Here is a 20381-nt window from a genome sequence, read left to right as displayed (position 1 = left end):
CTTCAGGCTCTCGGCTCTGCTCCGGAGGTTGCCCGTGAACGAGCTCACCGGACAACATGAACTCATCCACTTACAGACTCCCTGCGGCCTTCCCTATGTTCTACCGCTGAATATCACCCACCTTGGCTCTCGAAAAGCGACCGAACAGAACCGGCAAAACAAAGAGTGTCAGGAAAGTTGCGGTGATAAGGCCACCAACAATCACGCTGGCCAGTGGCTTCTGGATTTCCGCACCCACGCCCGTCGACAACAGCATCGGTATCAAACCAAGCGCCGAGGTTATTGCTGTCATCAAGACAGGACGCAAACGGGAGACGGCACCTTCAAACACCGCGGTATCCACGTTCAACCCATCCTGTATTCGCTGATTGATGCTTTCGACCATAACGACCCCGTTCAGCACAGCCACACCAAACAGTGTGATAAATCCAACGGAACTGGGCACTGAAAGATACTGACCGGAGATCCAGAGTGAAAAGACGCCACCAATAACGGCAAGCGGCACGTTGACCAGAATCAACAATGCTTGACCGACCGAACTGAAAGCAAAGTACAGCAACAGCGCGATCAGGCCCAGAGATACAGGAACCACAATGGTCAATCGCTTCTGAGCTCGCTGCTGGTTTTCGAACTGACCACCAATATCCACCGAATATCCGGGGGGAAGGTTCACGTCTGACGCGATGGTATCCTGAATATCGGCAACCACACTGCCCATGTCACGACCCTGCACATTGGACTGAATGACCACACGGCGCTGAACGTCGTCGCGGCGCACCTGGGGCGGGCCAGACTCAATAGACACATCGGCCACATCACCAAGTCTCACCCAGGCTCCGGACGGCGCCTGTAACCTGAGATCGGCAATAGCATCCCGGTCTTCCCGGAAACGTTTGGCCAAACGCACATAGATATCATACCGCTCGTTGCCGCTGATGATCTGGCCCGCAGCGGCACCACCCAGTCCGTCCCGGACGACGCTCATCACATCAGACACGGCGAGTCCGTACCGGGAGAGTGCCTGACGATCAGGCTGAACCGCCAACTGCGCTTCACCGGCAATCTGCTCCATGGCCACATCCCGTGTTCCCTGAACTGTTCGGACCGCCGCTTCAATCTGCTGACCTTTCTCCGCCAGTACGTCGAGATCCGGGCCAAAAAGTTTGATGGCCAACTGCGCACGAACACCTGACAACAATTCATCAACCCGGGTCGCGATAGGCTGAGAAAAGTTAAACAGTAGCCCCGGGTGCTGTTCGAGCTTCTCCTCAAACAGGGCCTGCAATGCATAGCGATTACTGGCGCTGGTCCACTCGGCTGTTGGCTTAAGGCCGATATAGATCTCGATGTTGTTCACGGGCTCCGGATCGCCGCCTATTTCCGCCCGCCCCGCCCGGGACAGAGCGTAAGTCACCTCTGGAAACTCCATCAGCATGGCCTCCAGTTTTGGCGCCACTTCAAGCGCCGTATCGAGGCTTGATGAGGGAGCCAGAGTCACCCGGAGGTTGATCGTTCCCTCTTCCAGTTCAGGCACGAACTCAGTACCGAGTCGTGGCACAATCAGCGCCGCCAGCACAACAAGAACAGCCGACGCGCCAACAACCACGCGGCTATGCTTCAGTGACCAGGCAAGCCCCATGCGATAGAGCTTTTCCAGGGGTTTTAGAATGAAGCTTTCCCGCTCCCGGATACCCTTACGGAACATGTATGACGCCAGCGCGGGTACAACCACCAGAGCGACGATCACAGCGGACACAATGGCCAGCATGATGCTGATCGCCATTGGCTGGAAAAGCTTGGCTTCCACACCTTCAAAGCTGAACAGAGGCATGAAAACGACCAGGATAATCGCCGTCGCGAAAAAGATCGGCCGCGCCACTTCCCGGCCCGCTTCCTGCAGTCGAAGTGCAATGCCACGATCATCGTGCGATGCATCCAGCGGATCGGGGTCGCCTTCAGCCAACTCATTCCGGTGGGCGTCATGCTCAGCATCGGGATGGGTCAGATGCTTGAACATGTTCTCAACCATGACAACAGAGCCATCCACCAGCATGCCAATTGCCACAGCAATACCGCCCAGAGACATCAGGTTGGCCGAGAGACCGAACCAGGCCATGATCATCAGTGCAATACCGATGGAAATCGGTATTGAAAGCAGCACCAGCGTTGTTGCCCGCAGATTCATCAGGAACAGGGCAAGCACAATCGCAATAAACACAAAAGCCAACAAAAGCGCATTGGTCACCGTCTCTACGGCCTTGGTCACCAGATCCGCCTGGTTGTAATAGGGCTCAAAACGAACCCCACTCGGAAGCGCCTGATTTATGCGATCAATGCGGGCCTCGATGCCGTCGATGGTGGCTTTTGTGTTGGCCCCCATTCGTTTGAGTACAATGCCAGAAACCACTTCACCCAGTTGTTCAACCTGACCGGCTTCATCCTTCCGGGTCATGGTCACCGCACCCTGGCGAATCTCAGTGCCCAACGCCACCTGAGCGACGTCGCTCACGGTCACCGTGATGCCATCACTGGTTTTCACGGGTACTTGTCGGATCTGCTCCAGGCCCTCCTCGCCACTGCCCAACCAGCCCATACCACGGATAACCAGTTGCTCCTGCCCGCGGCCCATGTACCAACCACCGACATTGGAGTTGTTGTTCTCCAGGGCTTCCATGACGTCATTCTGTGATAGGTCATAGGACAGCATCCGAGCCGGATTCAGATTCACCTGGTACTGGCGAACCTCTCCGCCAAACGACAGGATTTCCGTAACCCCTTCAGCCGGTATCAGCAACAGCTTGACCAGCCAGTCGTGCAAGCTGCGCAATTCCATTGCGTCGTACCCCGAATCCGGGTCCGCTATCAGCAGGTACTGGTAGACCTGGCCGAGACCGGACGTATTCGGGCCCATTCCAGGCACCCCGACGCCATCCGGAATCAGCTCCCGCGCGGCCTGTAACCGTTCGAACACCAACTGGCGCGCGAAATAGATATCCGTGCCCTCTTTAAAGACCACGGTGACACCGGACAACCCGGTTTTGGAGATGGACCGAACCTCCTCGACATCGGGCAAGGCATACATTACCGCTTCGATTGGATAGGTGATCAGTTGTTCGACTTCCTCAGCCGCTAGTCCGGGCGCCTCAGTATTAACAGCGACCTGGACGTTTGTAACGTCAGGGAAAGCATCAAGATTCAGTTTTGGGATCTGAAATGCGGCCGTGGCGATAAGCACAGCGAGTGCAATAAGAACCAATAGGCGGTTCTGAACCGCCCAGTCGACTACTCGGTTGAACATAATGGCTCCCGGAATCAGTGGTTGTGCGGATCAAAGCCGCCTTTGGCAATCTCAGAGGCCACAAAAAATGCGCCCCGCAAAACGACTCGTTGGCCCGCAGCCAGGCCGGAAACCTCACGGAGCCCACCAATTGAGCGACCCAGCTCCACTTCCACGGGTTCATACTCGCCTTCGGCCTCTTCCACATAGACCGTCCAGTCACCGTCCGCGCCACGCATCAATGCAGTCTCCGGCACGGCAAGCACCGGCTCGCTGGTCTTAAAACGAAAATACACATCTGCGAACATTCCTGGATGAAAACGATCTTCAGGATTGTCCAGCTCCAGCCTGACAATCCGGGTGCGGGTCACAGGATCAATGGTGTGGGCTTCCTGGGACACCGTTGCCAGGGCCACACGACCAGCTGCCCTGACTTCGGCTTCCGCGCCCTTCTCAAGAACAATGTCGGAGCTTGCTGGCAGATGGGCTTCTACCCAAAGTTCACTCTCGTCAGCAAGAGTCACCAGCGGCTGGCCAGCCTCAACTCTTTGTCCTTGCTCAAAGTCATCGGTCAGCACTGCGCCATCCACGCGAGCCCTTAGCATGTATTCACCGAGGCTACCCACGCCACTGGCCTTCAGTGCACCAATGTCATCATCGTTTAGCCCGTAAGCAAGCAGAGTCGCGCTTGCCGCCTCAATATTGGCTTTCGCGGTATTGAACCGCTGATCGCCAACCACGGAACGACCCAGCCCGCTGATTCGCTTCCATTCAGGAAAAGCTTTCCTGTAATCCGCCTGCGCCTGTGCCACTGTCTCACTGAACAGGGTTACCAGCAGCTGGCCTTTGGTTACGTGCTCACCCAGTTCCACGTGACGCCGCAGCACCACTGAGGCAACCCGGGGGGACACGTGATAGCTGGTATAACCATTGGTTAGCAGCTCACCGGGCGCGTAAATTTCATAGTCAACGAGCCGGCTTTCGAGCGTTGCCACTTCAATGCCGGCCAGATCTTTCTGTTTGGCGTTGATGCTTGCGGTGGCCGCTTCTTCATGGCCACCGTTCTCGTCTTCGTGGCCGTGCCCCCCTTCCTCTTCATGCTCACCTTCTTCACCATGATCTTCCTTATGCTCGCCCTCCTCACCGGTGACTTCCTGACGATCGTCGCCACTGGCAGCATGATCATGGCCGGCTTCCTGATGAGCATCTTCCTCTGCCTGTACAAAAGAAAGTGGGGCTGTAAGCAACGTCAATGCGAATACAGAAATCAGAGTTTTTTTCATAATGAATATCCAGTTTCCAGACTATTTTTGGAAGGGGGTGATCAGTTCGCCAGACTGACTCAAGAGCTCAATCAGACCCAGCTGCGCCTGCTTTTCCAGTTCAATACCGGTTTTCAGGCTCTCCGCGCGCTGGCCCAGCGCCTGGAGATACTCAGAGGTGGAGAGGTCGCCGACCTGCCACTGCTTCTCAAGCAAATCAGCACTTCGCTGTACACGCCCCTGGGAGAGTTCTGTCCATCGGCTGAGTTGGGTGTCGTATCGCTTCCAGGCAGCTCGGGCGCCCGCCAGACCATACTGCTGCTTCCGATAAAGTGCCTGAAACCGAGCTTCGGCCTCTAATGATCGTCGGTTGGCAGCCTGGATTTCGGCACCGTAGTTATTACGGACATTCAGAGGGATCGAGAACGTCAGGCCAACCAGGTTCTCACCGCCATCACGCCCTCCGCTCAGCCCGACCGTGGGAGATGCCGTCGCTCTGCGACTGACCACCTCGGCTTCGCTCCGCAGCACCTGCCACCTCGCGCGGGCGGCAACAATTGACGGATGAGCCAGCAAATTGTCGTTATCGACCCTGGAAGCAAGAGCCGGCCAAATGTGCCCGGGGATCCCCCCATCCTGAGGCCGCCAATCCGGCAGAAGCTCTCTGACCCGGGCTTGCGCCTGATCAACCGCAGCCTTTGCCTGGGCGAGTTCACTGAGCTGCTGAGAAAGGCTTAAAAAAAGCAGCTCTGCATCGGTACGACCCAGGTCGCCCGCCTGCTGGCGTTGCTCAACCTGCTCCAGCAAGGCATCCAGACGGTGTTGCTGGGATTCCGCAATTTCTTCGGCACGCGTCGCCGCGCGCCACTCGACAAGCGCAAACAGCGACTCGGACGTTTGTGCCAAAACCGCTTCGTTCAAATCAGCTTCAGCGGAAAGCCTGATCAGCTTTGCCTTGTCCTTTAGCGCACCCTGTTGATCAGACCAATCGATCGTTTGTGACAGCCCTGCCTCAAAGTTGTTTTCACTGCCCGTTCTGTCTGCTCCAACAGACAGCTCCGGGTTATACAGCGGTTGTTCGCTTGCCTCAGCATCCTGATTCCGGGCTGCCGCCTGCTCTGTCGCCGCCATAACATCCGGATGTTTGCTTATCTGGCCAGTGAGCCAATTTGTCCAATTCACAGTCTCCGCTTGACCGAACAGAGGAATGGACAATAGTACTGAACACAGCAACGCCCTGGGCGAGTGCTTGCTTGCCTTCATCGACTTTCTCCCGAAGGGGTAAATAGCCACAATTCATGGGCGCGAGGCGTCCATGACAAGGTAGGAACAGGCCAGGATAGTAAGTGAAAAGGTTGAAATGAACTTGAATTCGAAGCGTCATCCACAAAAGAAACCGCCCTCCAACTCCACCAGCATTCCCGGACTGTCCTTTTGACGGACAAAATGAGTACCAAAGACTTATGTTTCTGTAGCGCTCAGATCAATAGCCTGTCATTCGATGCCCCTTACTTTCCGTCACTTCTTCAAGGTGATCTATGTCTCGAGCAACGAATAACGCAGGCGCACCGCGCCACGGATTCAAACTCAAACTGGCTTTCCTGGTTCTGTTATGGCCCCTCACGGTCAAATCAGAGCTCGCAGTCGATGAAATTTACTCCCCCCGGGTAACTGCGGGGGATCTCGAAATCGGAGTGGTTGGGGCGTTTCTGGACAGTGAGGGGAGCGAAATTGACAACCTTCGTGCCGATCAGTGGGAGGTGGGTTACGGGCTATCTGAACGCCTGAGCGCCGAACTTAACTTCAACGCAATCAAGAGACCGGGGCGAGCGTATTCACTTGAGGAATACGAAATCGAACTGATTGGAAACTTTTTTCAAGACACTGAGAGCGCTGCGGGCTTGTTCATTGAACTGTCAAAAGAACATGGCCAAAAAGCCGGTGGAGTGACCCTTGGGTCACTTTACGAGAGACAGCTATACGCGCATTACAGCATCCTGACGAACCTTCTGGTTAGCCGCTCATTTGGCGAAGACGACGAGCAGCTTGAGCCCACTGGCTCATTACAGTTCGCCTACACGAAGTCTGACACGTTTCAGCCAGGGCTGGAGTATTACGGGGCCGAAAACAACCATTTGATGGGACCTGCCATCCTGGCTGAGTTCAGAATGGGTTCCAGTATTCTGGAACTCCAGGCGGGCGTTGCATTTGGCCTCACTACGGACTCAGACGATATGATCTATCGCTGGGAACTGGAGATAGAACTGTGATGGCGGCCCGCAACCAAAAGCCGCAGAACCGCCATCCAGTTTCCAGAGCACTAGCTTGAAGCAGGCTCCAGTGCACTCTCACCGGTTTCGCCGTCCTCGATACGAACAGCCCGAACCAGGCGGGATACAAGTACCTTGCCGTCACCCGGGTGCCCATCCTGGGTTCTGCCCGTTCTGACAATGAGTTCCACAACTTCACCAGCGACATCATCGGTCGCTACGTCTACTTCCAGCTTGACCATCTTCACTTTCTCCAGAGGCGACTCATCGCCGACCAGATGACCAAATTCGCTGAGAGGCACGACAGCAATGCTTGTCACGCCCTTGACTCTGGCCAGAGCATCAACCACATGCTCTGCCATAACCTCTCTGACATAAGCCTTTATTTCATACATAAGCCTTCTCCTGCCTATCAGACTTCAACGTCACGACGTTCGGATGCAAACCACTGATACACGCTGGGCAACACTACCAACGTCAGCAACGTTGACGTGATCAGACCGCCAACCACAACCGTTGCCAGTGGCCGTTGGACATTAGAGCCAATGCCATCGGCCAGCAGCAGGGGAATCAGCCCCAGAATAGCCACAGAGGCGGTCATCAGAACCGGCCGCAAACGGCGTTGAGCACCCAACTTGACTGCTTCAATGACTTCGTAGCCTTCGTCCCGCAACTGATTGATGTAGCTCACCATCACCACACCGTTCAGTACGGCTACGCCGAACACCGCGATGAATCCCACGGCAGCGGGCACAGAGAGGTAAAGCCCCGTCACAAACAGCGCGACAATGCCACCAGTAACCGCAAAGGGCACATTCATGAAGATCAGCGCCGCATAGCGAAGACTACTGAATGCCGAAAAGAGAAGCAGGAAAATAAGCGCCAGGGTAATGGGCACAACGATCGCCAGCCGCGCCATGGCCCTTTCCTGGTTCTCAAACTGACCGCCGAACTCCACGAAATACCCCGGCGGCATGTCCACTTGCTCCTCGATCCGCTTGCGCAAATCCTGAACAACACCGCCCATATCGCGACCACGTACGTTCATCTGCACGTACTGTCGCCGACTGGCATTGGAGCGCGAAATTTTCTTGGGGCCAGCGTACATTTCAACATCGGCCACCCGTGAAAGCGGGATGAGCTCGCCACTATTACCCCGGAGGGGAAGCTTTCTGATTTCATCGATGGACCCGCGATAGGACTCTTGCAGCCGGGCGAAGATCTCAAATCGCCGGACACCGTCGAAGACCAGCCCCGCGCCTTTACCGCCAATCCCGGTTTCGACCGTACTCATCAGGTTATCAATGCTGATGCCAAACTGCGCCAGCACTTCACGGTCGGGGCGAATAACGATCTGTTTTTTACCTGCGCTCTGCTGAGCGCGCACATCCGTTGCCCCCGGCACATCATTCGCCAGGGCCGCCACTTCCTTGCCGATCCGGCCCAACTCGTCGAGGTCGTCGCCGAAAATGCTGGCAACCAGTTGCGCCTGAACGCCTGAGAGGAGTTCGTCGGTTCTGAGCTGAATCGGTTGTGACAGATTGTTGGCAAGCCCGGGAACCCGCTCATCCAAAGACTCCGCAATCCGGCTCTGAAGGTCCTCATAGCTCACATCTTCTCGCCACTGATCCAGAGGCTTCAGATTGACGAGCGTCGCGACAACGTTCACGGGTTCAGGATCACCGCCCACCTCGGCACGACCGATCCTGGCATAGGTGCCGGTGACCTCTGGAAATTCATCGACAACGGACTGAATCCGTTTGCCATACTTGATGGCGGATTCAAGACTGGCTCCAGGAGGCAGTGTCGAGCGAATCTGGAACGTGCCTTCCCTGAGCGTGGGCACGAACTCGCTCCCGAGATAGGGAAACAGCAGGAGACTGCCGGCAAAGGCAATGACGGCCACGCCCATCACAATTTTAGGGGCTTTGACGACAGTATTCACCACCGGCTTGTATAGCCGGTTCAGGAACAGAACCAGCTTCGGCTCTTTGTGTTGTCCACCCATCTTGAATGACAGCGAGGCCAGAACCGGCACCAACGTCAACGCGAGTAACAGCGCACCGATCAACGCAAAACTGATGGTGTAGGCCATGGGCGAAAACAGCTTGCCCTCAACGCCCTGCAGCGTAAACAGCGGCAGAAAAACGATAATAATGATGCCAATGGCAAACACAATCGGACGAGCCACTTCCCGGGCAGATTCACCTACAAGCCTCAGAACACTGACCTTTTCCTCTGATCGTTCTTCCAGATGTCGGAAGATGTTCTCTATCATCACAACGGCGCCGTCCACCATCATACCGATGCCGATAGCCAGCCCCCCCAGACTCATCAGATTGGCGGACAGGCCCGAAATCCGCATCGCAATGAATGCGAAAAGCACAGACAACGGCAACGTCGCCACCACGATCAGTGTGGAACGAATATTTCCGAGGAACAGATAGAGGAACACCAGCACCAGAACCGAGCCCTCAAGTAACGCTTTCTCGACAGTGCCTATGGCCTTGCCCACCAACTCCGCCTGGGAGTAATAAGCTTCTATTTTCAGCCCTTCGGGAAGTGACTTGTTCAGATCATCGATTTTTGCGTTGACGTCCTCGAGTACCTGACTGGTGTTGGTTCCGATCAGCTTCATCACGTAGCCGCCCACGGACTCCTCGCCCGAGGACACCTCCGCGCCGCGGCGGATCGCCGGTCCAAGGCTAACCTCTGCCACATCCCTGACATAGATAGGAGACTCTCCCTCGCTCTTGGACACAATGATGTTCTGGATGTCCTCGATGCCCTCGGTACCTGAATTAACCCAACCGTACCCGCGAACTATATACTCTTCACCTCCTCGCGTAATGAAAGAGGCGCCGACGTTTCGATTATTCTGGGTGAGGGCGCCGCGAACGTCAGACACTGTCAGGTTCCTTGCCTGAAGCTTCTGCGCATCGATATTGACCTGATACTGTTTTACCTCGCCGCCGATGGACAGCACACCGGTTACACCCGGAACGGTTCTGAGCTGGGGCTTGACAATCCAGTCCTGGATCGTGCGGATTTCCTGCAGGCTGTATTGATCCTTATCCTCAGCTTCCAGGGAATACATCAGGATGCGCCCAAGACCGCTCGCTATGGGCCCGAGTTCCGGCTGCCCCATCCCTTCGGGAATCTGGCGCTTGGCCTCGGAAAGCCGTTCGTTTACCAGCCGCCTGGCGAAGTAGATATCGGTGCCATCTTCGAAATAGATGGTCACCCGCGACAACCCGAAAATCGACGTGCTCTGCACTTTTTCCAGCTTGGGAATTCCATACATGCTGATCTCAACGGGATAGGAAATCAGCGTTTCGATATCAACCGGCGACAGACCAGGACTGGTGGTAAACACCTGAACCATGGTCGGCGTCGCGTCCGGAAACGCATCCACCGGCAGTTTTTGAAATGAAAATACGCCGGCAACGATCACGGCGATAGCAAAAACAAGCGTCATCAGACGATTGTTCAGCGCATAATTCACAATTGCGTTGATCATGCTCCCCCCGGGGTTTAGTGTCCGTGAGCGGCGCTGCGGCCACTGGCGGTAATGGCCGACATCAGATCAAAAGCGCCTACTGAAACCACTTCCGTGTTTGCGCTAATGCCGGACTTGATCTCGATCCAGTCGTTTGCCTCCTTGCCAAGCGTGACGGGAACCGCCTTGTAAGCCCCTTTCTCATCGCCCGGAACAAACACAACGGAGTCATCGCCAATGGTTTGAACCGCATCATCCGGAACCAGCGGCAGTGAGGCCTCCGATTCCGTCATGATTCTGGCCGTGGCATAGGTATTCGGGCGAAGGTCGCCTCTGGGAGACTCCAGCACAACGCGAACCGGGATGGTGCGGGTCTTTTCATCGAGCATGCTCGACACCCAGGATACCTGCCCACTGTGAAACCGGTCAGAACTTGAATCCCTGGAGGAAATCTGAACCTCGTCTCCCGTTGAAATCTGGTCAATATCGGATTCGGACACCTGAAGAATGGCCCACAACACCGAGGCATCCGCCACGATGAAAGGCGTATCCGACGGACTCAGCGTTTGCCCCAGACGAACATGCATCTGCTCGACACGCCCCTCAATGGGTGAGCGGAGCGCGTATTGCGCCAGCCCCCCACTGTCACCTGACGACTCGCTGCCGTAAACCGCCAGTTGTTCCCGCACGGAATCGTACTCCGCTTTTGTTTCAAGAAAGGCAGCCTTGGCATCCAGGAACTCTTCTTCACTGGAAATACCCTGTCCCTGCAACTCCCTTTCACGATTGTAGTCAGACTCGGCCGCTTCTTTGCGGGCCTCCAGCGAGATTAACCGGGAGCGAATCCGGGCCAGCTCCACACTGTTCAGGGTTGCCAGTAACTGCCCCTTATTGACACGATCCCCCAGATCAACCGCCAACCCTGTCAGTTTTCCCTCCAGCAGCGGACCAACCTCGGCCACGCGGTCCGGCACATACTGAATCTCGGCAGGTGCCGTAACAATTGCGCCAGCGCGCCCCTTGGCAGCCGCCACAGTCTGAATCGACAGTAACTCTGTCTGCTCCGGCGTCAGATGGATCTGGCGGGACTGGTTTTCCTCTCCGGCATGCTCGGCTTCTTCATTTTCGTGCTGGTCACCCTCGGCTTCTCCGGCAGCGTATGCCTGCTGCAAGCTCAGAGCGCCGACAACTATTAACAGTATCTTCAGATTGCGAATCATTCATTCACCCTCAATATTTAGAGAACGGTACTAAGAGAACGGTCAATTTTGAGTTTCATACCCTCAGGAACCGGCTGACATCGACAGAGCACCTCCTGTGCTTATCTCCAGCGCCCGGACGGCATCGATATAATCATTCTGCGCCTGAACGTATTCCTGCCTTACCGACAGGAGATTGTCCTGTGCCGCCAGAACATCCGAGGCACCGACCTTGCCCGCCCGAAGTGCTTTCTGCATCAACTGTAATGTTTCCTCTGAACGCTCCAGGATCGACTCGTTCATCTGGCGCAGCCGAACGGCGGTGGATTCAAACCGGGCCACAGCCGACACAACCTGACGCTCTGTAGCCAGGCGCAAGGCCTCTGCCTCAAGCTCGGAGGTTTTCAGCCGCGCAGCAGCTTGTCTCTGCTCACCGGAATAATTATGAAAAACGGTCAAAGGCATCGACACCCCTGCACCGAAAAGGTTGGAGCCTTCCTCACGATCATAAAATCCGAAGACTTTCAGATTTGGAATCGTCAGGCTTTTCGCAACTTCAAGGCCAGATTCATCCGCTGCAATTCTGGCGGCCGCCGCTTTCAGGTCCGCTCTTTGACTCTGTGCCATCTCGACAAGCTGGCTGGTCGGAGGCAGGTCTTCGAGCGTCACATCAAGCTCGCCGGTCACCCCAACGGCATCGGAGGGGGACACCCCGAGCACTTCGGTAAGGTCAATTTTTGATTGCTCGAGCTTTTGTTCCGCCGAGGCTTTTTGATTCCGGGCCCTGGCAAGCCCAATGACTGCGGTATTGAGATCAATCCGGGTTTGTTTACCCTGTTTTACGGACATTTCAACCAGGTCTTTGGTGCGCTGCATAAGGTCAACGGCACGGGTTGCGGTTTCCAACTCTTTCTGAGCCAGCAGTATCCGGAAATAGGCGGCCCGCACCCGCGCCTTGGTGGCTACCTTCAGGTATTCAAGCTCCTGTTGCCGGGACGTGAGATTGCTCTGGGCACGCGACTGGCCAAGGTCGCCGCGGTTACCCATCCAGATTTCCTGAGTAACCCTCACCCCATATTCAAGGGACTCGTCGGCCTGATCCGGGGTCTGACGGGCCCCCAACTCAAACTCTGGATTGCTCGGCGCCCAGCGGCTGGCATGATCAAGCTGTCCCTGCTGTATCGAGACCGCGGCCCGCCTCAAAGCCAATACCGGGCTATTCTCGAAAGCCATCACCATGGCCTGGTTCAGGGAAACAGCCTGGCTGGCTTTGGCCTGCTGATATTCTTTCAGCGACACACTCTCTTTTGCCTGGGCCGACACCATAGGAGAGACGGCCAAGGCTCCCGGAACTATCATCGCGCACAACAACAATCGTTTGTTCATTCAGTATCATCCTGGCTGTTTGACTGAGGTCAGTGAGTCAGCATTTTTGCGTGGGAATCTGGAACGACCTTACAGACAAACCTTTAATACAGTTTGAAATTCAGACACCAGATAATATGTGAGTTTTGGCAGCAGGAGGCAGAGGTAAGGGCGAGGATGTCGAGTCACCCGGCGTTGAGGCGGGCGTACGATGGCGGGTTCTTGCACGATAAACAGAAAACCGGCCCGTCATTTGGTCCGGTTTTCTGTTTAAGATCTGAATTGCGTGTGATCGCTGGTCCGATCAGAAACTCCTGCTCCAACCCAGCCAGAACTTCGGGTCATCGGAGTTGACAGAGCCAAGCGCGTCGGTTGACTCAATGTCCGCGTACTCCACGTTAACACTGAAGGAACCGAAGTTTCCCGCATCCTTGGTAACGTTGGCGGCGACGTGTGAATAACTTGCCTCGCCAACAGAAGCCTTGCCGTCATCAGCGAAGTCGTAATAGCCAAGCGTCACACCGGCACTGTAGCTGTCCTGCAGAGGCACCCCAACAGAGGCGTAGTAATAGGCATCTCCTTGCACGAACACCCCATCACCACTGGTGTCGCTGTTGATCGTGTAGGCTAGGCCTACAGCAGCAATGCCATAGCTGATCTCGCCGTAAAGTTCGCCGAAATCAATGGAGTCCGGCGCGTCAGGATACGCATAATAAATGTACCCAACGTCATAACCCAGTTCTTCCACAGAGCCGGAGAATCCGGCATAAAGATCAAGCTCATAGCTGGTGCCGTCACCAAAATCGACATTGGAACCCCAGCCACCGGCGTAGAAGCCCGACGCATGCTCATAATCCAACCCTCCCTGGACAGCCGCAGCCCCGTCTGTCTGGGTGACGCCCCGGAACAGATAGTTGCTGCTGGCGCTCACATTTGAGCTGACGTCAGCGCTAACAATGGCGGGCGCAGCCTGAAGTGCTGCAAGCAAAGTGATACTGATAAATCCGGATTTGGTGAAAAACTGCTTCTTCATAATGGATACCTTCGGTTGGGTTTCATTGCTCCAAATATGATCAGCAAAAGTCTTGCCACATCTTATTTATTCTTTTTTATCATAATTATAGAGACAAATCGGCACATTCTGAGCTTGCCCCCGAAAAACGACCGCAACACCTAGCGCCCCAGAACCTGTCACCGGCCCGGACCAGCGCCCTGTTTTGATGCATTCTCTGTAACCATTCTGTAATCTTTGCCAAATAGACTTTAATCGCGCTTCAACACACACAAGCAAACCGAAAAAGGTGAGACAGATCATGAGCAAGAAATATTTGGGCTTGGCTTTGGCGATTTCTGCCGCTTCTGCTGCACAGGCCGGAAACGTTACGACCAGCGGCGAAGACCTTGTGATCGATACCGACAGCGGTATCAAAGTGAAAGTGTCGGATAACTCTGCGTCTTTTCAGCTCGGCGGGCGCATTCAGTGGGATTACGACGCCACGCAGTCTGACGACAACGGTGTTGACACTACCGATTTCGATGTGCGCCGGGCACGCCTCTACGCCAAGGGCCACTTTGGCGACTGGGCGTACAAGACCCAGTTCAACGTCGCTGAAAGTGATGGCGCCGACGGCGGTACTGCTGAAGACCTGTACATTCGTTACATGGGATTTGGCTCAGCTGCAACCGTGACTATCGGTAAACAGAAAGAGCCATTCGGCCTGGAAGAATTAACGAGTTCAAAAGACATCTCAGCGCTTGAGCGATCTGCCATGACCGAGCGTTATGCCCCCGGTCGCAGCGGCGGCATCCAGCTCAGCGGCAAAGGCAGCAACTGGACCTACGGTATCGGCTATTTCGAAGCAGACGGCGATGGCAGCGACGACTTCAATAACACGGCAGTAACCGCACGGGGCACTTTTGCACCGATTCAAACGAATAATATGGTTGCTCATCTTGGTGCGGGCTATACCACGCGCGGCGCCGATGTCCAGGCCGATGAGGTCGACACGTTTAATCTGGAACTGGCCGGCGCTTCCGGACCCTTCCATGCCCAGGCCGAATATTTCGATTCCGAGGAAGGTCAGGTGAATGCTGATGGTTATTACGTACAGCTTGGCTGGATCATCACTGGCGAAAGCCGTCCATACAAAGCCGGAGCATTCAAGCGGGTAAAACCGGCATCGCCCAAAGGGGCCTGGGAAGTTGTTGCCCGCTTTGAAGATGGTGACGGAAAATACAGTGACGTGGGGCTGGCCACGACCGACGGCGAGCAAACAACACTGGGCGTTAATTATTACGCCAACAAGAATGTTCGACTGGGTATGAGCTACATGGATGGCGAAGAAGCCAATGGCGAAAGCGGAGATGAAATCCGTGCAAGGTTGCAATATGCATTTTGACCGCACGGAATCCCCGATCAAACTTATATCTGGCTGAAAACCGATACAGAAAACATCACCATCAAAATATAATCGGAAAATTCAGCTCTGGTTAAGGTTGGCTTGATACGCTTTACCCGAGTCGAGTCAAGTCGATCATTAATGACGTGCTCTGATTTTCAGGGCAGGCACTGGCCTGCCCTGTTTTTTTTAGTGCCTGCCCCGCACCCCTGCCAGCCGGCTTTCGGGCGCCGACTGCCAGCATCTGTAAATTTGTTTTAGTGCAACACTGCCAGACACATTTTGCCGTGCCGTAGACTTGCCGATTTCAGGCTTTTCTGCTAGATAGAACACAGCCTTATTGTTTTTGGGCTGCAATAACGACAATCTCGTTCTAGAGACGCTGGAGGATCGATGAAAACAATACAAAAGCGAATCAGTCAGGGATTTTTGGGGGCGCTGATAGCCGCAAACGGCATACCTGCTGCCTTAGCGGTGGAGGTCCCGACAGCTTCAGGAATCAAGCTGGATATACTTACCCAAGGCAAGTTTCAACCAACCTATTTTTCTAATTTCGATCTGGACAGCAGCGTCGACGATGGCGCTACCGGCACTTCTGCTGGCGCTGTTCAGGTTGGAGATGAGCACGTCAGGGCTGAGGTCAGGCTTGGAGTGGTGGCGACTGGCGATAACTGGACAGGCAAAATACTTCTTGAGAATGACTTTTCCCTTGATGCCAATTCTGTTGATCGCGCATTCCGAGGCGAGAGATTTGGCCTGGAGCAGGCCTTCTTCACTTATACCTTTGATCCCGCATTTACCCTGCAGGGCGGCTGGACCTTCAAGAATCTGGACCTCGCCTCAGGCGGCCTTCTATATGGCGACGACCACCCCTTGTTCGGCGCCACCGGCAAGACCTCGTTCGGTAGCTACGATGTTTTCTGGATGCCGATTACAGATGGGCTGATTTCCAACATCCAGGCTCCTGGAGCAAACCCTGCTAACGGTGAACTGGACTGGGACGTGTTTGCTTCAAAGTTTGATTTTGATCTGGGAAAAGGTAGTCGTATCTCCCCGATCCTGACATACAGCGACAACCAGCAGCAAGGTGCAAAGGCAACCTATTACGGTGTCGAATACATCGGAAATATTGGCGCCATAAAGGTACGGGCCGAGGTGCTGGGCGTGACCGGTAGTTTCGACAATGGCGATGACATCAGTGCCTATGCCGGTTACGCGGGCCTTGAGTACCCGGTTAGTGAATCCTTCAACCCCTTTGTAGCACTACGCGTAGCAAGTGGGGATGACGACCCTACCGACAATGATGTAGAGGGCTGGCTGGGCATCACCGACATCGGCAGATATTCGCCCCTGATCGGTATTGACGGCCAGTTTATGGGATGGCAGCCAAACTCTAACCAGGCGATAGCATCGGGCCTTTTCGGTCTCGCCCTTGACCAGGCTGGCCCTGGTGGTGCTGGGTACGGCGGCATTTCCAATGCCGGCACCGGTAACAACCCAGGCCAGATCATGCTCTCTGTTGGCAGTTCGGGAAATTTAGCGTCGATCTCGCCCAAGCTGTCATATCAGGCACAGGTTTTTCCCATGTGGTTCCAGCAAACGGGCGGCCTTGAAACGCTCAGCACCGCCAGCGGATCGGTGGACAGTTATGCCGGCACCGAACTTGATGTGGCTGTAAAGTACCAGGCTAACCAGTACTTTGCTCCAAGGCTGGTACTCTCCAGTTTCCTGCCCGGCAAGGGCGTTGAGGATGCCACCGGCGCAGACGATGCGGCCTATGTTGCAATGCTCGAGCTGAACTGGAATTACTGAGCCCGGCTGATTAATAACGACTGGAAGCAATCAAGTTGAGGCGCCGGTAACGGGGCCTCAACTTTTTTAAGAGGCATAGATTTATGAAGCCGTTTTTCGTGATCTTCCTGATTTTTTCTGCCGCATCCAATGCTCAGGCCCAAGGCTACGATGTACCATTGGATTCGCTGTCGGAGTGGACAGGAAAGAAGAGCATCAGGGTGGTATCGAATATTGAGGACCTGAACACCGATAAAGAGTTTCTCGCACTGCTGGGGCGCCTCACCGTCAAGGGATTCGATGTAAAGTTTGGCAGTTCCGGACCCATCGACGAAGGCCTGACTCTTGAGGTTCTCCAGGTCAGAGATAAGACGGCACTCTCTATAAAGTCCACCGATTCTCAAAAATACTTTCTTTCCGTCCTGATTGACAAAGCCAATCAGGACGGGGGTGAAATACGAGCCGAAGCCTACACTCCGAGCATTCTCCCACTGCCGGAAGATTTCAGCCCTAAAATGGTTGAGGCGCTGCCTCGGCCCAGCCAGAAAGACAGTCAACTGGTTTTCCTGTCAGATTCGGCATTGGTACTGGGACTCTTCGATGGCGGCAGGGTTAAAAGAATTGATGAACTGACATCAGGCATCAAAAATTCGAAAGCCATTTTCTTGTCAGTTGGCCAGTCAGACTCAGATCCGAACCCGGAGGTTGCCGTAGTATGGGGTCAGGACCGGGATATTTCAGGCAAGGGACAATACACAAAGATCTTCTCTCAGCTTTTTGAAATCTCGGGGCAAACGCTGCAGGAAGAATCCGAAAAAGCCGAGAATGTGGCGTTACGGTTTATCAATAATCAGCTGCACACCCAACGATACGAGTTGCTGCAAGGTGACATTGGAAAAATAGCAGTTACTTCCGGGAAACAGACCAATGCTCGAAATGACTCCGTTGTCCCGGCCGATGCTGGAAACATGATTTTTTCCTACTTCCCTATCGACAACGCTACCTCAATCATAGTAAATGAAGCCAATCTTGAATTGCGGAACTCAAGCTGGAAGTCTTCGCCACAACTCGGGCTCGGCAAGGTATCCTCGCCAAGACTAACGAAACGCCTGAAGGACAGGAAAATCATTACATCACCCGATTACGCCTTTTCCGTTAACGAAGAACATCTGTCCATTCCCAGGAAAGCGGTTGTGAACAATGGATCGGTTGTAACCTATCTCAGAAAAAGAAGGCCGGGGCTTTCTGGCTTAACATCCGCTTCAGGACCAGATTCGTTAATCAAAGCAAGCTGGGACAGTGATACGCCCGAATCCGGGTTTTCGATTTCACCCATGCATGAAATAAGCTCTTTTATTATTGATTTTTCATATGTGAAAAATAGGGGAGCGTTTCGATTACTCGTATTAACTAATGAAGAAAGTGATAACCAGGGCGCAAGAAAAATATACATATATTGACAGGCTCAGAGCCCGGCGATGCCATCCATTGCCTACCCTGAAGACACCCTCAACACACGGCTCGCACTGACACAGATGGGGCCAAAAAACGCGCGCTTTCCTATCTTCACCGGGCTTTGCTGGGGCACAAATGCCCGGAGAGCCGCCGCACCTGCATGGTTTCCGCACACGGCGACTGGTAACCAAAAGTCTAACAGACAAAATGTTGCAATTCGACGGACAGTAATCTAATGTCTTTTTTGTAAGAAAAACAACTATGTTGTGGCTCGAAAAAAATAAATGACTTGACAAAAAGACTAAAAGGGAATGTGCACATGCGCAATAAGCTGAGAACACTCGCCGCTCCGCTGGCAATGGCTGTAGCAACAACGCCGGCTTTGGCCGCAGAGCCGGTCGGACGTGCGTCACCGACTGTAGAAGACCTGAAGGTTGAAATAAATCAACTGACAGCAGAAATGGAGAAACTTAAGAATGGCGATTCGCCCTTCACAGTGAACGGTTATTACCGCCTTCAGGCCACGTCGCAGAGCCTGGACGAGACCAACGACAACAGCAGTGCCTTTGTAGATCAGCGCCTGCGCGCAAAGATCAGCGGCGACCTCAACGATAACGTGACTGTAGTCTGGTACGGTGAGTTCGATTCTCCGTGGGGTGAGACGGGAAGCTGCCAGGGTGACAATTGCGGCAAGCTCAGCGCCGATGGCGTTGGCGTTGAAACCAAAAATGCTTACGCTGAACTGAAGGTGCCAAACAGCGACTGGAAGGTACGGGCGGGCATCCAGGGCTATGGCTTCGGCAAGTACGAGAGTTTCGTCACCAACGACGACATGAATGGCATTTCCTTTGCGGGCAATGTTGGCATGGCCACGCTGACAGGTGGCTGGTTCAAGTGGGAAGAAAACGATAGAGATTCCGCAGACGACGTGGACTTCTACACGGTGAGCGCCGAGCTTCACCCCAGCGAGGTTTTCCACTACGGCCTCACCGGAGCCCAGATCAGCAACAGCAGTCAGGTTGCTCTGAATGGTACGGCGGCTCGAACGGATGACAACTATCTCGGTGCCTACGCCGACTATACCTATGACCAAATGGCCTATAGCGGCTCGGTACTTTACAAAAAGTCGTCCGGGCTCGACTCTGACGCAACAGATGGCGACACCTACATGTTGAACCTGTACGCCCAGAGACACTGGGGCAACGCGAGCCTCAAGATTCACGGCATCTACATTCCGGCTGACGACAGCAGCAATGGTGCAGATCGCTTCGCTGCAAACCAGTCAGGCTGGGAGCTGAATAGCAGTAATCTGCAAATCTTCGGAACAGACTACTACTACAACAATGGTTCTCAGGGGGCTAAGTCAGTTTACGATGCAGCTTACCAGGGATACGGTCTGATGGGGCTAATGGTCTCGGGTGATCAGAAGCTTTCTAACGACTACTACCTGAAGTACGGCACCGGTTACTTCCGGGTTGCCGACGACGCGCCCGACAGCGCCACTCAGGCTAACGGCTCGAGCCTCGGCACTGAAGTCGCTGCCCAGTTCGGCAAAAAATTCGCCGGCGTGTATGACCTCAGCCTTCGTGGATCCTATGGCTTCATGGGAGACTTTTACGGAGACAACCCTGAGGACACCTACAAGGTTGTCGCTATGGTCAACATTAGCTACTGATGATCGTGTAATCTCATGATCCTTGCTATAACGGCCGGGCAGTAGCCCGGCCGTTATTTCTCTGGCGCGCCAGGGATTGATATCCAGCGTAAGCGTCCCTCCCACTACGTAGTTGACTTACCCCACATCCCCAAGCGGTCGTAATAAGTCCGGCGAGACCTTGTATTGCCGGGTAGGCCTTCGAAGGTC

At 54.5% G+C, this 20381-nt stretch carries 13 protein-coding genes; 5 read left to right on the top strand and 8 right to left on the bottom strand.

Annotated elements, in window-relative coordinates; genetic code table 11:
• Positions 1-100: 100 nt before the first annotated feature.
• From AXW11_RS05335 to AXW11_RS05325, 3 genes are read right to left on the bottom strand one after another with little or no spacing between them, the layout of a single operon-like run.
• Positions 101-3298 (bottom strand): efflux RND transporter permease subunit, encoded by a 3198-nt coding sequence (locus tag AXW11_RS05335; RefSeq protein ID WP_075194349.1) that lies wholly within the window; start codon positions 3296-3298, stop codon positions 101-103.
• Between the two features lie 14 nt (positions 3299-3312).
• Positions 3313-4560: an efflux RND transporter periplasmic adaptor subunit gene (locus AXW11_RS05330; RefSeq protein WP_075194348.1), complete on the bottom strand. Its 1248-nt coding sequence runs from the start codon at positions 4558-4560 to the stop codon at positions 3313-3315.
• A gap of 21 nt (positions 4561-4581) precedes the next feature.
• A complete protein-coding gene (locus AXW11_RS05325; protein ID WP_256713494.1) occupies positions 4582-5721 on the bottom strand; it encodes a TolC family protein in 1140 nt (379 codons plus the stop codon).
• A gap of 356 nt (positions 5722-6077) precedes the next feature.
• Between AXW11_RS05325 and AXW11_RS05320 the strand changes: the two genes are divergently transcribed.
• Entirely contained in the window at positions 6078-6809 is a 732-nt protein-coding gene (locus AXW11_RS05320; RefSeq protein WP_041333833.1) for a hypothetical protein, read from the top strand.
• A gap of 50 nt (positions 6810-6859) precedes the next feature.
• Here the strand turns inward: AXW11_RS05320 and AXW11_RS05315 are convergent, their stop codons facing one another.
• The 5 genes from AXW11_RS05315 to AXW11_RS05295 all read right to left on the bottom strand — a co-directional run bounded on the left by AXW11_RS05315 (position 6860) and on the right by AXW11_RS05295 (position 13905).
• Positions 6860-7204, bottom strand: coding sequence for a P-II family nitrogen regulator (locus AXW11_RS05315; RefSeq protein WP_036208664.1), 345 nt, complete (start codon positions 7202-7204; stop codon positions 6860-6862).
• Positions 7205-7221: 17 nt separating this feature from the next.
• Entirely contained in the window at positions 7222-10329 is a 3108-nt protein-coding gene (locus AXW11_RS05310) for an efflux RND transporter permease subunit (RefSeq protein WP_036208660.1), read from the bottom strand.
• A gap of 14 nt (positions 10330-10343) precedes the next feature.
• A complete protein-coding gene (locus AXW11_RS05305; RefSeq protein WP_036208657.1) occupies positions 10344-11528 on the bottom strand; it encodes an efflux RND transporter periplasmic adaptor subunit in 1185 nt (394 codons plus the stop codon).
• Between the two features lie 63 nt (positions 11529-11591).
• Positions 11592-12893: a TolC family protein gene (locus AXW11_RS05300; protein ID WP_075194346.1), complete on the bottom strand. Its 1302-nt coding sequence runs from the start codon at positions 12891-12893 to the stop codon at positions 11592-11594.
• Between the two features lie 283 nt (positions 12894-13176).
• Positions 13177-13905, bottom strand: coding sequence for a TorF family putative porin (locus tag AXW11_RS05295; RefSeq protein WP_053113982.1), 729 nt, complete (start codon positions 13903-13905; stop codon positions 13177-13179).
• A 280-nt stretch (positions 13906-14185) separates the two neighbouring features.
• Between AXW11_RS05295 and AXW11_RS05290 the strand changes: the two genes are divergently transcribed.
• The 4 genes from AXW11_RS05290 to AXW11_RS05275 all read left to right on the top strand — a co-directional run bounded on the left by AXW11_RS05290 (position 14186) and on the right by AXW11_RS05275 (position 20192).
• Positions 14186-15271 (top strand): OprO/OprP family phosphate-selective porin, encoded by a 1086-nt coding sequence (locus AXW11_RS05290; protein WP_075194345.1) that lies wholly within the window; start codon positions 14186-14188, stop codon positions 15269-15271.
• Between the two features lie 393 nt (positions 15272-15664).
• Positions 15665-17083 (top strand): hypothetical protein, encoded by a 1419-nt coding sequence (locus AXW11_RS05285; RefSeq protein ID WP_075194344.1) that lies wholly within the window; start codon positions 15665-15667, stop codon positions 17081-17083.
• Between the two features lie 83 nt (positions 17084-17166).
• Positions 17167-18522 (top strand): hypothetical protein, encoded by a 1356-nt coding sequence (locus AXW11_RS05280; protein ID WP_075194343.1) that lies wholly within the window; start codon positions 17167-17169, stop codon positions 18520-18522.
• Between the two features lie 314 nt (positions 18523-18836).
• Positions 18837-20192 (top strand): hypothetical protein, encoded by a 1356-nt coding sequence (locus AXW11_RS05275; RefSeq protein ID WP_075194342.1) that lies wholly within the window; start codon positions 18837-18839, stop codon positions 20190-20192.
• Positions 20193-20381 lie beyond the last annotated feature (189 nt).

This window comes from Marinobacter sp. Hex_13 (assembly GCF_001566815.1).
In the GTDB taxonomy this organism is placed as follows: Bacteria; Pseudomonadota; Gammaproteobacteria; order Pseudomonadales; family Oleiphilaceae; genus Marinobacter; species Marinobacter salarius.
This window is presented reverse-complemented; position numbering and strand designations above follow the sequence as displayed.

Excerpts from the sequence above, each read along its gene's own strand:
- AXW11_RS05285 (WP_075194344.1), top strand. The coding sequence starts at position 15,665 with ATGAAAACAATACAAAAGCGAATCAGTCAGGGATTTTTGGGGGCGCTG.
- AXW11_RS05295 (WP_053113982.1), bottom strand. The coding sequence starts at position 13,905 with ATGAAGAAGCAGTTTTTCACCAAATCCGGATTTATCAGTATCACTTTG.
- AXW11_RS05320 (WP_041333833.1), top strand. The coding sequence starts at position 6,078 with ATGTCTCGAGCAACGAATAACGCAGGCGCACCGCGCCACGGATTCAAA.
- AXW11_RS05335 (WP_075194349.1), bottom strand. The coding sequence starts at position 3,298 with ATGTTCAACCGAGTAGTCGACTGGGCGGTTCAGAACCGCCTATTGGTT.
- AXW11_RS05330 (WP_075194348.1), bottom strand. The coding sequence starts at position 4,560 with ATGAAAAAAACTCTGATTTCTGTATTCGCATTGACGTTGCTTACAGCC.
- AXW11_RS05305 (WP_036208657.1), bottom strand. The coding sequence starts at position 11,528 with ATGATTCGCAATCTGAAGATACTGTTAATAGTTGTCGGCGCTCTGAGC.
- AXW11_RS05290 (WP_075194345.1), top strand. The coding sequence starts at position 14,186 with ATGAGCAAGAAATATTTGGGCTTGGCTTTGGCGATTTCTGCCGCTTCT.
- AXW11_RS05300 (WP_075194346.1), bottom strand. The coding sequence starts at position 12,893 with ATGAACAAACGATTGTTGTTGTGCGCGATGATAGTTCCGGGAGCCTTG.
- AXW11_RS05310 (WP_036208660.1), bottom strand. The coding sequence starts at position 10,329 with ATGATCAACGCAATTGTGAATTATGCGCTGAACAATCGTCTGATGACG.
- AXW11_RS05315 (WP_036208664.1), bottom strand. The coding sequence starts at position 7,204 with ATGTATGAAATAAAGGCTTATGTCAGAGAGGTTATGGCAGAGCATGTG.
- AXW11_RS05275 (WP_075194342.1), top strand. The coding sequence starts at position 18,837 with ATGCGCAATAAGCTGAGAACACTCGCCGCTCCGCTGGCAATGGCTGTA.
- AXW11_RS05280 (WP_075194343.1), top strand. The coding sequence starts at position 17,167 with ATGAAGCCGTTTTTCGTGATCTTCCTGATTTTTTCTGCCGCATCCAAT.